Raw genomic sequence first — 12081 nt, 5'->3', positions numbered from 1 at the left:
TTGCCGGATCTGGCCCCTCGAACGGGTCCGAAGCCAGCAACGGCAGGGCCTGCGCCCTGCACGAAGATGAACGCCGGATGCATGCCACGGCCCGTCCACGACGATGCTGGACGCCCCCGCGTCGCGCGCCGGTGAGCATCGATCTCGTTCAGAAAAAACCGCGGTACGTGTCAAAACCGGGCAGGCGCCGAAAAACCCGGGTAGGTGCCGACCGTTGGTCGGCACGGGGCACTCAGTAAGCCACACCCAACCGCCGGTACAGCTTGGCCACCACCCACGCCGGCCCGATCAGCAGGTAGGTGAGGTCGGTCAGGAAGCTCGGCTTGCGCCCTTCAAACTTGTGGCCGATGAACTGCGCGATCCAGGCCACCACGAACACGCCGATGGCCACCCGCAGCAGGTTGTGCAGGCCGATTTCGGCCTCCAGCAGGCGGCACAGGCAGCCGAACACGAACAAGAGCACCAGCATGCCGATGCCCAGCGCACGCGACAGCCGGTTGTAGAAGCACCAGGCGGCGAACATCGCAAAGGCCGACCAGATCCCGTTCTGGAACCAGGTCACCAGCGGCGGCAGGCACCACAGCAGGGCCACCACCGACCAGAGGATCGCCGGCACCGCCACCACGTGGATGTGCTGGTTGAGCACATTGCGGTGGTCGTCGGAATAGCTGGCGAAGTAGCGGTCGATCGGGCGCGCGACGGTGGTGGTGGTCATGGTCCCTCCCAGGATCGGCACAGCATACCGCCCCGGCGGGTAGAGCCGACCGTTGGTCGGCTGCGCCTGGCCCAGACAATACCCCTCGCGCTGCACGCGACAGGCGATCAACGTCCGCGGCAGTCGACCAACGGTCGACTCTACACGCGACAGGCGATCAACGTCCGCGGCAGTCGACCAACGGTCGACTCTACGGTCGACCCATGCCCGGGTCGACCCCGGCCCGGGCGCCCCCTGCCATCACGGCCGGGGGCGCGGGCGCATCAGTCGACGTTGATCCCCGCCAGGCGCTGCAGCGCCTCGGCGTACTTGGCGCGGGTGCGCTCGATGATGTCGGCCGGGATGGTCGGGCCCGGGGCGGTCTTGCCCCAGTCCAGCGTCTCCAGGTAGTCGCGCACGAACTGCTTGTCGTAGCTCGGCGGGCTGGTGCCCACCTCGTACTCGTCGGCCGGCCAGTAGCGCGAGGAGTCCGGGGTCAGCATCTCATCCATGATGTACAGGCGGCCGTCTTCATCGGTCCCGAACTCGAACTTGGTGTCGGCCAGGATGATGCCGCGCTCGCGGGCGTAGTCGGCGGCGAACTTGTAGATGCGCAGGGTGGCATCCCGCACGCGCTCGGCGAGGTCGGCACCCACGGCCTTCACCATCGCATCGAAATCGATGTTCTCGTCATGGTCGCCCACGGCGGCCTTGGTCGAGGGGGTGAAGATCGGCTCGGGCAGCTGCTCGGCCTGGCGCAGGCCATCGGGCAGGTCGATGCCGCTGACCTTGCCGGTGCGCTGGTAATCCTTCCAGCCGCTGCCGATCAGGTAACCGCGGGCGATCGCTTCCACCGGCACCGGCTTGAGCTTGCGGGTGACCACCGCGCGTTTGGCGTACAGGGCCGGGTCCACGCCGTCGGGCAGCACGCTGGCCACGTCGATGCCGGTCAGGTGGTTGGGCATCAGGTGGGCGGTCTTGGCGAACCAGAAGTTCGACACCTGGCAGAGCATTTCGCCCTTGCCCGGGATCGGATCAGGCAGCACCACGTCGAAGGCCGACAGACGGTCGGTGGCGACCATCAGCAGGTACTCCCCCGGCGGCGTGCCGGCGGGGAGCCGGTCGCGCGGAATGTCAAAAACATCACGCACCTTGCCGCGATGGCGCAAGGGCAGGCCGGGGAGATCGGATTGCAACAACGTGGTCGGCACGGGCACTCCTGGGGCTTGTCATGACAGCCGTCCAAGGGACCCTGAGGGCCCGCACAGACAGCGGGCGGCCTAGTGTAAAGCGGGTTGGGCCCGCTGTGACGTAAAATGAGGCTCCTTTGTTGCCACGGCCGCCCAGACGACCATGCGCTGGTACGGAAAACTGCTCGGATTCATCGCCGGGGCCCTGCTGTTCAGGCCCAATCCGCTGTTTGGTGCCGTGGTCGGGCTGCTGATCGGGCATGCCTTCGACGCCGACTGGTTCCGCCTGAACAAGGAGAACCCCTACCGCGAGCTGGGGCTGACCTCCGAGGCCACCGACGCCGAGATCGACCTGGCCTACCGCCGCCTGATGTCCCAGTACCACCCCGACAAGGTGGTGGGCGCCGCCCCGGAGCTGCGCCAGCAGGCCGAGCGCAAGTCGCGCCAGCTCAACGCCGCCTACGACCGCATCAAGACCCTGCGCAAGCGCTGAGCGCGCGCAGGGCATCCCTTTCCAAGTACTGAAGGCCCCGGCCATGTCCAACTGCATCATCGCCCCCTCCATCCTGTCCGCCAATTTCGCCCGCCTGGGGGAGGAAGTGGACAACGTGCTCGCCGCCGGTGCGGACTGGGTGCACTTCGATGTGATGGACAACCACTATGTGCCCAACCTGACCATCGGCCCGATGGTCTGCCAGGCCCTGCGCAAGCACGGGGTTACCGCGCCGATCGACGTGCACCTGATGGTGGAGCCGGTGGACCGCATCATCCCGGACTTCGCCGAGGCCGGTGCCACTTACATCAGCTTCCACCCGGAAGCCTCGCGCCACGTCCACCGCACCATCCAGCTGATCCGTTCGCTGGGCTGCAAGCCGGGCCTGGTGCTCAACCCCGGCACCCCGGTGGACATCCTGGACTGGGTGCTGGACGACCTGGACCTGGTGCTGCTGATGTCGGTCAACCCGGGCTTCGGCGGCCAGGCGTTCATTCCCTCGGCGCTGGACAAGCTGCGCGTGGTCCGCCAGAAGATCGATGCCAGCGGCCGCGACATCCGCCTGGAGATCGACGGCGGGGTGAAGGCCGACAACATCGGGGCGATCGCCGCCGCCGGTGCCGATGCCTTCGTGGCCGGCTCGGCGATCTTCAACGCCAAGACCAGCTACCAGGACGTGATCGCGCAGATGCGCCAGAACGTCGCCCAGGCGCGGGGCTGAGCCATGACGGTGGCTACCGTGAGCATCCGCGTGGCCACCGCCGACGATGCAGCGCTGATCCTGCGCTTCATCCGCGAACTGGCCCTCTATGAAAAGGCCGAGTCGTCGGTGCAGACCGACGAGGCCGGCATCCGCGCCAGCCTGTTCGGGCCCGATGCCAAGGCGCATGCGCTGATCTGCGAAGCCGACGGCGCGGCCATCGGCTACGCCGTGTATTTCTACAACTACTCCACCTGGCTGGGCCGCAACGGCATCTACCTGGAAGACCTCTACGTCAGCCCGGACAACCGCGGCAGCGGTGCCGGCAAGGCGCTGCTTCAGCACATCGCACGCATCGCGGTGGCCGAAGGCTGCGGGCGGTTCGAATGGTCGGTGCTGGACTGGAACGAACCGGCGATCAAGTTCTATGAAGCGGCGGGGGCGAAACCGCAGAGCGAGTGGACGGTGTACCGGATGGAAGGTGAGGCACTCAAGGCCTTTGCCGGCTAGGCTGCCCAGATGGTTGAGGTCTCGAAGGCAAGCGCGATCGCTTCACTCCGCCAGGCATTGCCGACCTCCATCGCACTCTGCAGGCAGGCGCTGGAGGCATCCGGCGGCCATCTGCAGGACGCCCACGCGTACGTGGTGCGTCAGCTCGGTGCCGATTACATGCGACGCACGGGTGTGGACGCAGCACAGGCTGCTGCCGCTCTTCGTGCAACCGGCCATGACGTTGAACGCGCCGTCGCCCTGTGGAGGCGTCAGCATCCCTTGCCGCCGTTCGCCTTGATCGCAAAGGGGCGCCCGATGGCTGCGGAGCTTGAAGCGGCGGAGCCCGGAATGCGCCTTTTTGCCCATGTTCTTCCGGGCGCGCAGGGCGTTCACGAACTGCGCTTGATCACCCATGCCGTACGCTTCACGGAAACCGCCTACGGTTTCGATTACGACGTCGCCTTGCGCGACTCGAAAACCCGGGTGGAACGCACGTTCGCGTCCGGCCTCCCGGCGCTCGCCGTCCTGCTGCAGGCGCACGCGATCGACGAAGGGATGCTGCGCAGTATCGACGCCTTCGACAGCTGCCTGTTGCACAGCGCCCTCGAGGCCTATCTTTGAGCGCGCAGCCGAGCTGGTACGCAAAAAAAAGGGCCGCACCATTGCTGGTACGGCCCTGGGAACTGCGGGAGGCTGATCCTGCCTCCATCCATCGTCCCTGCTATGGACTTCCATTCTCCGGGCTATTGGTGACAAAGACATGACAGATGATGTCGTCATTGGCGCTGGGTGTGGTGACGGGTATGTGCTAGTGCTGGCATGACATGCAGGTGCGCCAGGTGCGCCTGAGTCCGGTGTCATCCGCGCACGGTTACCTGCCATTTGGTTGTCACCACGTCGAGACAACGGATATCCGCAGCGTTGTGCAGCCCCTCGTGTTCGATGACTGGAACAACCCTCGATACATGTGCCTTGAGGAAAGTGATGCGACTGACGAATTCGACACGGATGATGAGTGCGACGCCGACGCCGACGCCGACGCCGACGAGACGATGTACGCGGAAAAACGTTTCCTGAGAGTAGCGGGCATTGCGCTCGGCTGAACGGTTTCGCCGACTTCACCGGGTCCGCCGTCGGGCGCTGCTAGCCTTGGCCGTCCACCTCCTTGGTAGCTCTGCATGACCACCCCGCGCTGGCGTCTGATCCTCAACGGCAAGTCCACCGGCAACACGGATCTGCGCGAGGCCGTGCACGCCCTGCGCGAGCGCGGTGTGCAGCTGGAGGTGCGGGTGACCTGGGAGGATGGCGACGCCGAGCGCTACGTGGCCGAGGCGATCGACCACGGCGTGGATACCATCATCGCCGCCGGTGGTGACGGCACCCTGAGCGAAGTGGCCGAGACCCTCGCGCACCGGCCGGAGACCGCCGACGCACTGCCTTCGCTGGGGCTGGTGCCACTGGGCACCGCCAATGATTTCGCCAGTGCTGCCGGCATTCCCGATGCGCCGCTGGAAGCACTGACGTTGATCGCGCAGGAGGCGGCCCGCCCGGTCGACCTGCTGAACATCGATGCCGACGGCAAGCGCTGGTGGTGCGCCAATGTCGCCAGCGGCGGCTTCGGAACCGAGGTCACCGTGGAAACCGATGAAGGCCTGAAGAAGGTGCTTGGCGGCCTGGCCTACCTGGTGACCGGCATCTCGCGGCTGGGCCGGATCGACCCGATCCGTGCACGCCTGCGCGCGCCGGGTTTCGACTGGGAGGGCGGCTTCATCGCGCTGGGCATCGGCAACGGGCGGCAGGCCGGCGGCGGGCAGGTGCTGTGCCCGGATGCGGTGATCGACGACGGTCTGCTCGATGTCACCGTGATTCCCGAACTCACCGGCGAAGTCGCCTCGACCATCGGCGCGCTGCTCAAGGGCGGCAAGCAGGGGGCGCTGGAGCAGGTCGCCCATCGCACCCGCGCGCCGTGGGTGGAGATCGAGGCCGACCAGCCAATCACCCTCAACCTGGACGGTGAGCCGGTGAAGGCCCGCCATTTCCGCATCGAATGCGTGGCCGCGCGGGTCCGCATGCACCTGCACCCGGGCAGCCACCTGCTGTCGCCGCCCTGACCGAACGTGGCGGGCCGCCAGGGTTTCCCTGGCACCCCCAGCTGCGATACAGTCACCGGGTGTCCATTCTGACGACCCCGCATACCCTTTCTTCCGCTCGCCGTTGGTGGCGATGGTGGCCTGTTGCCGTCGTCCGTCCCACCCCCGCCGCATCCCGGAAGGAAAGTCGTCTTGATCACGTTCGAGCAGTTCCAGCAGCAGGCCGCTGAAGGCCACACCCGCATCCCCGTCGTCCGCGAAGTGCTGTCCGACCTGGACACGCCGCTTTCGGTCTATCTGAAGCTCGCCGACGGCCCGCATACCTATCTGTTTGAATCGGTCGAGGGCGGTGAACGCTTCGGGCGCTATTCCATCATCGGCCTGCCGGCGCGCCGGGTGTACGCGTTCCACGGCCACACCCTGACCGTCAGCGAGTCGGGACAGGTGGTCGAAACCCGTGAGGTGGCCGACCCGTTCGCCGAGGTCGAGGCGCTGCGCAGCGCCCATTCGGTGCCCAAGCTGGCCGGCCTGCCGGGCTTCACCGGCGGCCTGGTGGGCTGGTTCGGGTTCGAGTGCATCGGCTACATCGAGCCGCGCCTGGCGCCGCCGCGTGGCCGCGACGAACTGGGCACGCCGGACATCCTGCTGCTGCACTCCGAAGAGCTGGCGGTGTTCGACAACCTCAAGGGCCGCCTGTACCTGATCGTGCACGCCGACCCGGGCCAGCCCGGAGCGTGGGACCAGGCACAGGCCAAGCTCGATGCGCTGGTGGCCAAGCTGCGTGCACCGGGCGCGGGCTATCCGGCACCGATCACCCGCGACGTGCTCGACGAGAACGACTTCGTGTCCGGCTTCACCCGCGAGGGCTTCATTGCCGCGGTCGACAAATCCAAGGAATACATCCGCGCCGGCGACATCTTCCAGGTGGTGCTCAGCCAGCGCCTGAGCGTGCCGTTCAAGGCGCGCCCGGTCGATGTGTACCGTGCGCTGCGCGCGCTGAATCCGTCGCCGTACATGTACTTCCTGGACACCGGTGACGTGCAGGTGGTGGGCTCTTCGCCCGAGATCCTGGTGCGCCTGCAGGATGGCAACGTCACCGTGCGCCCGATCGCCGGCACCCGCCCGCGCGGGGCCACGGTGGACGAAGACAACGCCCTGGAAGCCGAACTGCTGGCCGATCCCAAGGAGCGCGCCGAGCACCTGATGCTGATCGACCTGGGTCGCAACGATGCGGGCCGCGTCTCGCAGGCGGGCACGGTGGAAGTGGGTGAGCAGTTCGTGATCGAGCGCTACAGCCACGTCATGCATATCGTCAGCGAGGTGACCGGCAAGCTGCAGCCGGGCCTGAGCTACGCCGACGTGCTGCGTGCAACCTTCCCGGCCGGCACCGTCAGCGGCGCACCGAAGATCCGCGCGCTGGAAGTGATCCGCGAGCTCGAGCCGATCAAGCGCAACGTCTACGCCGGCAGCATCGGCTACATCGGCTGGCATGGCGATGCCGACACCGCCATCGCGATCCGCACCGCCGTCATCAAGGACGGCCGCCTGCACGTACAGGCCGGTGCAGGCATCGTGTACGACTCCGATCCCGGCAAGGAATGGGACGAGACGATGAACAAGGGCCGCGCGTTGTTCCGTGCCGTGGCGCAGGCGGCCAAGGGGCTGTGAGTCGGCGCGCCCCAGCGGCGCGCCTCAATCGTGCCGCCACCACGCTTGATGAGTGAACGTGGCGGCACGTATGAATGCACTGCGGCACCAGGCGCGTGTCTTGCTGTCACTAGCGTTTGTCTTGCCTGCTGGCTTTGCTCGCAGCGTCAGTGCCAAAAATACGGAACTGAGTGGTGCCGATGAGTTGGAATTCGGTCGCCTGGCCCAGTGGAGCGCCGAGTGTGACAATGGCGGTTACATCCGCTGAGGCGCCACCCCAATTTCTCAGGTAGGACGCGTCGATAAGTCCCGCAACGGTGACAGACTGGCCGGGCGCCAGCACCGTCAGGTTTGACAGCAAGGCACCATCTCGCATGTGCGTCGGCTGGATCAGGGAGCGGGGGCTGCGGTTGTCACGCAGCTTGACCATCGGACCGGCATGGCGGATGAACTCCAACGGCAGCTGGATCGGGGCGTCCGTCTTGTTCTTGATGACGACGTCGAAATGGATGTTGCGCGACCTGAAAACGCAGGGCGTTTGGTTCCTGCAGGCGGCAGTCACTTCGAAGTCTGGATTGCTGTCCATGGGGCGATCTCCCGCGCTGAGTAAGCCACTAACGCTCATTGCTAAGCAGAAAAGTAGTTGACGTTGCATTCGATGTTTCTCCCCGTATGGCGCGTAAGAAATTTCTCCACTTCCTGCGCAATTTGCCATGCGTGCCTTGTTTTGACAGTCGTGTTGTAGTGGGTCGACATGATCGTGGCGCTCGGATCCGTATCGGGCTTCTGAACGGGGATCTGAATTGCTTCTTGGTCCAGCGTGCCGTCAGGTCGATAATATTTGAGTGTCCACGGATGAACCGGATGGTAGGAGTACTCGTCTGCTACTCCAACGCAGTGCGCATACTCATGTGAAAACGTCCAAATGGCTGTTCCTTTCCACACGTTAACCATCATATCCACGACGTTCTCATGAACTTCATTTGCTTGAACGTTCATCGTGTAGTGCTGACGCGTGTCGACCCATTGCACCTTGAAGCGTATGGGGAATGCCCGGATACCGCACGCGGGATCGGACACATGCATGATGAATTTTTCGTTCCATCCCTGTTGAATCCCTGATTCCATACGGGTCTTCGCGATGGCCACATCCTCATCGGTTACCTGTTCGCGTTCATCAACACCCCTCTCAGCCCCCTCCTCGCCGTCATCGATATCATCTTGGTTTACAGCAACAGCCTTGATCCGCACCACGACTTCCACATTTCCGCTCGACTTCAGCGGGACAAGAATGCTGAACTTCCTTTGCAGATCGAGTGAGAGTTCGTCTCCGTTTTCGTCGTATATGACGTAGTAGCGCCCGGATGCATTCGTGGATACTTCCACCACATGGTCATCAACCCAGCATTGCGGCGAACTTGACCTGGATGAGAGTGCTGATGACGTCTGCGATGGTGTCTCAGGGCGGGGATGTGCAGGGCCTGCGCCTCGAGCTGTCTGGCTTGGTTTGCGTGACACGGTGGCCGATGCCGCCATCCCGTCGTCGACAAACGCCAACGACTGTCGCCCAGCGATCAACTGGCATCCACAACTCACTTTGTCCCCGTGCCGTGCGGCTGGGTTTCCATCGATGATCAGCGTGGCATCGCCGGAGACGATCGAGCCTGGGCCGTGGGTCTTGCAGATGACCCGGTCGCCCACGCGAGCCATGGCCGATCCATCGATATCGGTAAACGGCGAGCCGCTCACCACGGTGCCGCCACCACTGAGACTGTCGCCCACAACGATGAACAGTCGCGCCATCCTGGCGTCTCCCACATTCCTTTAAGTGTGGACACGGTAGGGGCACAGCATCGTGCTCGCAAGTGGAGCGCGCGCGATCTGCTGGCCAGATCACGGACGGGGTGGTCGCGCAGCCCCTATGCGCCTGGGCGGTGCACGGCCAACACAGGCCGTGTGACCCCGCGCCATTGCGCCAGAGATCTGATACCCTTGAGAGGCAAGCCGTAGAAGCCCTAGCCCGGCTTCTCCATACAGTCTGAAACCCGAGTTATCCCATGACCTGCACCGCGCTGAACAACGTAGCCAAGTGGTGGCGCTTCCAATAGGAAGCGGCAGGTCGTCGCGGTCCCGGACCGCACCTTGCCGCCGTATCGGCGGGCAAGATCCAGTTCAACGCTCCCCGGCACGGCGGCTCCCCCCAACAGGAGCGTGTTGATTGCTGTCCCCTGGCGTACCCCTGCACTGTGACCCCTCGCGACAAGGCCTCCGGCCCGTTGCGGTGCGCTCGTGCACGTCCGGCACGCTCCGCTCCACTCTTTTGACAAGGAACACTGCATGAAGCTGGTAAGCGCATTGCTGTTGTCGTCGACGTTGGCCGTGGCGGCCGCCCCCGCATGGGCGCAGGCCAATTCCATCCCGTCACAGCCGCATCTGCTGGTGAAGGGGGAGGGGACGCGCATCGTCATGCCCGACCGTTTCACCGTGGATCTCCTGGTGAAGGCGCTTGACATGCAGCCGGATGCAGCGCGTGCCCGCGTGCAGGACAACGTGGGGAGCGTGCTCGCCGCGCTCAAACGGCATCGGGCCGTGGCCGATACGGTCAGGGCGGACAATCTGACCATTCAACCTGAGCACCGCTATGAGAACGGCAAACAGGTATTTGCCGGGACGCGTGTCAGCCGCCGCGTGCGCGGGAGCTTCGCCAGTACCGAGGCGCTGCAGGGTTTTCTTCGCGACACCAACGCCAACGAAGACCTGCAGATCACCGCGCTGCAGCCCGGCTACTCCAAGGAGGCCGCGCTGCGTGCCGAGCTGAAGGCCGAGGCGGCCGCGCAGACGCGGCAGTCCGCCAAGGGGCTGGCCGAGGCCTATGGGGCCCGGATCACCGGCCTGTACAGCATCTCCGACGTAGCGCCGAGCTTCGCCTATGGCGTGCAGGCAGGCACTTGGCCGCGTGCGGAAAAGTCGTCTGCCCGACCAGCCCCACCGCAGCCGCCGAGCAGTGTCGAAGCGACTGGCTCGATGCGTCCGCCGGAATCGGTGCAGGCCGGGCCGATCAGCTTCAATGAAAACGTGTACGCCATTTTCCTCATTCAAGACGGACCCTGACCATGTTGTTGATGCTCGACAACTACGACAGCTTCACCTACAACCTCGTGCAGTACCTGCAGACGCTGGGCGCCGAGGTCAAGGTGGTGCGCAATGACGCCTTGAGCGTCGATGAGATCGCCGCGCTCGCCCCGGAGCGCATCGTGATTTCGCCCGGCCCGTGCACGCCCAACGAAGCGGGCGTGTCGCTGGAGCTGATCCGCCGGCTCGGCCCGACCACGCCGATCCTCGGCGTGTGCCTGGGCCACCAGAGCATCGGCCAGGTCTACGGCGGCGATGTGATCCGCGCGGGCACCATCATGCACGGCAAGACCTCGCCGATCCGGCATGAGGGCCGGGGCGTGTTCGCCGGCCTGCCGGATCGCTACCAGGCCACGCGCTACCACTCGCTGGTGGTGGACAAGACCACGCTGCCGGATTGCCTGGAAGTGACCGCGTGGACCGAGAACGCGGACGGCAGCGTCGAAGAGATCATGGGCCTGCGCCACCGCGAGCACCCGGTCGAAGGCGTGCAGTTCCACCCCGAATCGATCCTCACCGAGCATGGCCACGCCCTGCTGAAGAACTTCCTGCAGCGCTGAGCGCGCCGCACCCGCACCACAAAGGACCCCGCATGACCTTCTCCCCCCAGGAAGCCCTGCAGCGCACCATCGAGCACCGCGAAATCTTCTTCGACGAAATGGTCGACCTGATGCGTCAGGTGATGCGCGGTGACGTCTCGCCGGTGATGACGGCCGCGATCCTCACCGGCCTGCGGGTCAAGAAGGAAACGGTGGGCGAGATTGCCGGCGCGGCCACGGTAATGCGTGAACTCGCGTTGGCCGTACCGGTGGACGACAAGACCCACCTGGTGGACATCGTGGGGACCGGTGGCGACGGCTCGCACACCTTCAACATTTCCACCTGCGCGATGTTCGTGGTGGCGGCGGCCGGGGCCAAGGTGGCCAAGCACGGCAACCGCAGCGTGTCGTCCAAGTCCGGCAGCGCCGATGCGGTGGAAGCGCTGGGCGCGGTCATCGACCTGCGCCCGGATGAGGTGGCGCGCGCCATCACCGAGACCGGCATCGGCTTCATGTTCGCGCCGATGCACCACCCGGCGATGAAGGTCGTGGCACCGGTACGCCGCGAGATGGGCGTGCGCACCATCTTCAACATCCTGGGCCCGCTGACCAACCCGGTGGGCGCCACCAACGTGCTGATGGGCGTGTTCCACCCCGATCTGGTCGGTATCCAGGCACGCGTGCTGCGCGAGCTGGGCGCCGAACGCGCGCTGGTGGTGTGGGGTCGCGACAACATGGACGAGATCTCGCTCGGCGCCGGCACGCTGGTGGGTGAGCTGCGCGACGGCAAGGTGCGCGAGTACGAGATCCACCCGGAAGATTTCGGCATTGCCATGTCGGCCAGTCGCAACCTGAAGGTGGCCAACCCGGAAGAGTCCATTGCGATGCTGCGCGCGGTGCTCGACAACCAGCCCGGCCCGGCGCTGGATATCGTGGCCCTCAACGCCGGCGCGGCCCTGTACGTGGCCGGCGTGGCCGACAGCATCGCCGACGGCCTGGCCCGCGCCCGGGCGGCCATTGCCGACGGCAGCGCCCGTTCGCGCATGGCGCAGTACGTGGCGGCCACCCAGCGCATCCGCGCGGACGGCTGAGCCGTCCGTTTCA

The 12081-nt window shown here is 65.5% G+C and carries 14 protein-coding genes; 10 read left to right on the top strand and 4 right to left on the bottom strand.

The annotated features are described in order from the left end of the window. Positions 1-232: 232 nt before the first annotated feature. Both ACZ0AE_RS18665 and ACZ0AE_RS18660 read right to left on the bottom strand, forming a co-directional pair. Positions 233-715 carry an Mpo1 family 2-hydroxy fatty acid dioxygenase gene (locus ACZ0AE_RS18665; protein ID WP_463601857.1) on the bottom strand — a complete coding sequence of 161 codons (483 nt, stop codon included), beginning with the start codon at positions 713-715 and terminating at the stop codon, positions 233-235. A gap of 263 nt (positions 716-978) precedes the next feature. Then, entirely contained in the window at positions 979-1905 is a 927-nt protein-coding gene (locus ACZ0AE_RS18660) for a phosphoribosylaminoimidazolesuccinocarboxamide synthase (RefSeq protein WP_038691715.1), read from the bottom strand. A 142-nt stretch (positions 1906-2047) separates the two neighbouring features. Between ACZ0AE_RS18660 and ACZ0AE_RS18655 the strand changes: the two genes are divergently transcribed. The 7 genes from ACZ0AE_RS18655 to trpE all read left to right on the top strand — a co-directional run bounded on the left by ACZ0AE_RS18655 (position 2048) and on the right by trpE (position 7327). After that, on the top strand, positions 2048-2377 hold the full coding sequence (locus tag ACZ0AE_RS18655; RefSeq protein ID WP_038685782.1) for a J domain-containing protein: 330 nt from the start codon (positions 2048-2050) through the stop codon (positions 2375-2377). A 43-nt stretch (positions 2378-2420) separates the two neighbouring features. Further along, positions 2421-3098 (top strand): ribulose-phosphate 3-epimerase, encoded by a 678-nt coding sequence (gene rpe / locus ACZ0AE_RS18650; protein WP_038685783.1) that lies wholly within the window; start codon positions 2421-2423, stop codon positions 3096-3098. Positions 3099-3107: 9 nt separating this feature from the next. Then, entirely contained in the window at positions 3108-3587 is a 480-nt protein-coding gene (locus ACZ0AE_RS18645; protein ID WP_463602115.1) for a GNAT family N-acetyltransferase, read from the top strand. Positions 3588-3596: 9 nt separating this feature from the next. Continuing rightward, on the top strand, positions 3597-4190 hold the full coding sequence (locus ACZ0AE_RS18640) for a hypothetical protein (RefSeq protein ID WP_463601856.1): 594 nt from the start codon (positions 3597-3599) through the stop codon (positions 4188-4190). A gap of 203 nt (positions 4191-4393) precedes the next feature. Next, positions 4394-4672, top strand: a complete 279-nt coding sequence (locus tag ACZ0AE_RS18635) for a hypothetical protein (RefSeq protein WP_463601855.1) — start codon at positions 4394-4396, stop codon at positions 4670-4672. 75 nt (positions 4673-4747) lie between these two features. Beyond that, complete coding sequence (gene yegS, locus ACZ0AE_RS18630; protein ID WP_463601854.1) at positions 4748-5680, top strand: lipid kinase YegS; 933 nt, start codon at positions 4748-4750, stop codon at positions 5678-5680. Positions 5681-5851: 171 nt separating this feature from the next. Further along, entirely contained in the window at positions 5852-7327 is a 1476-nt protein-coding gene (gene trpE, locus ACZ0AE_RS18625) for an anthranilate synthase component I (protein ID WP_137190609.1), read from the top strand. A 109-nt stretch (positions 7328-7436) separates the two neighbouring features. Here the strand turns inward: trpE and ACZ0AE_RS18620 are convergent, their stop codons facing one another. Then, complete coding sequence (locus ACZ0AE_RS18620) at positions 7437-7892, bottom strand: hypothetical protein (protein WP_448134621.1); 456 nt, start codon at positions 7890-7892, stop codon at positions 7437-7439. Between the two features lie 41 nt (positions 7893-7933). Next, the gene (locus ACZ0AE_RS18615) at positions 7934-9109 is read right to left on the bottom strand and encodes a PAAR domain-containing protein (protein WP_463601853.1); all 1176 of its coding nucleotides are present in this window, start codon (positions 9107-9109) and stop codon (positions 7934-7936) included. Between the two features lie 534 nt (positions 9110-9643). On the opposite strand from ACZ0AE_RS18615, the gene ACZ0AE_RS18610 reads away from it, so the two are divergent. From ACZ0AE_RS18610 to trpD, 3 genes are read left to right on the top strand one after another with little or no spacing between them, the layout of a single operon-like run. Further along, on the top strand, positions 9644-10417 hold the full coding sequence (locus ACZ0AE_RS18610; RefSeq protein WP_463601852.1) for an SIMPL domain-containing protein: 774 nt from the start codon (positions 9644-9646) through the stop codon (positions 10415-10417). A gap of 2 nt (positions 10418-10419) precedes the next feature. After that, positions 10420-10998 carry an anthranilate synthase component II gene (locus tag ACZ0AE_RS18605; protein WP_038685788.1) on the top strand — a complete coding sequence of 193 codons (579 nt, stop codon included), beginning with the start codon at positions 10420-10422 and terminating at the stop codon, positions 10996-10998. A gap of 32 nt (positions 10999-11030) precedes the next feature. After that, a complete protein-coding gene (trpD, locus tag ACZ0AE_RS18600) occupies positions 11031-12068 on the top strand; it encodes an anthranilate phosphoribosyltransferase (RefSeq protein WP_038685789.1) in 1038 nt (345 codons plus the stop codon). Positions 12069-12081: the final 13 nt, after the last annotated feature.

This window comes from Stenotrophomonas sp. AC248 (assembly GCF_979258185.1).
This window is presented reverse-complemented; position numbering and strand designations above follow the sequence as displayed.

Excerpts from the sequence above, each read along its gene's own strand:
- ACZ0AE_RS18665 (WP_463601857.1), bottom strand. The coding sequence starts at position 715 with ATGACCACCACCACCGTCGCGCGCCCGATCGACCGCTACTTCGCCAGC.
- ACZ0AE_RS18655 (WP_038685782.1), top strand. The coding sequence starts at position 2,048 with ATGCGCTGGTACGGAAAACTGCTCGGATTCATCGCCGGGGCCCTGCTG.
- rpe (WP_038685783.1), top strand. The coding sequence starts at position 2,421 with ATGTCCAACTGCATCATCGCCCCCTCCATCCTGTCCGCCAATTTCGCC.
- ACZ0AE_RS18640 (WP_463601856.1), top strand. The coding sequence starts at position 3,597 with ATGGTTGAGGTCTCGAAGGCAAGCGCGATCGCTTCACTCCGCCAGGCA.
- ACZ0AE_RS18635 (WP_463601855.1), top strand. The coding sequence starts at position 4,394 with ATGCAGGTGCGCCAGGTGCGCCTGAGTCCGGTGTCATCCGCGCACGGT.
- yegS (WP_463601854.1), top strand. The coding sequence starts at position 4,748 with ATGACCACCCCGCGCTGGCGTCTGATCCTCAACGGCAAGTCCACCGGC.
- ACZ0AE_RS18620 (WP_448134621.1), bottom strand. The coding sequence starts at position 7,892 with ATGGACAGCAATCCAGACTTCGAAGTGACTGCCGCCTGCAGGAACCAA.
- ACZ0AE_RS18615 (WP_463601853.1), bottom strand. The coding sequence starts at position 9,109 with ATGGCGCGACTGTTCATCGTTGTGGGCGACAGTCTCAGTGGTGGCGGC.
- ACZ0AE_RS18610 (WP_463601852.1), top strand. The coding sequence starts at position 9,644 with ATGAAGCTGGTAAGCGCATTGCTGTTGTCGTCGACGTTGGCCGTGGCG.
- ACZ0AE_RS18605 (WP_038685788.1), top strand. The coding sequence starts at position 10,420 with ATGTTGTTGATGCTCGACAACTACGACAGCTTCACCTACAACCTCGTG.
- trpD (WP_038685789.1), top strand. The coding sequence starts at position 11,031 with ATGACCTTCTCCCCCCAGGAAGCCCTGCAGCGCACCATCGAGCACCGC.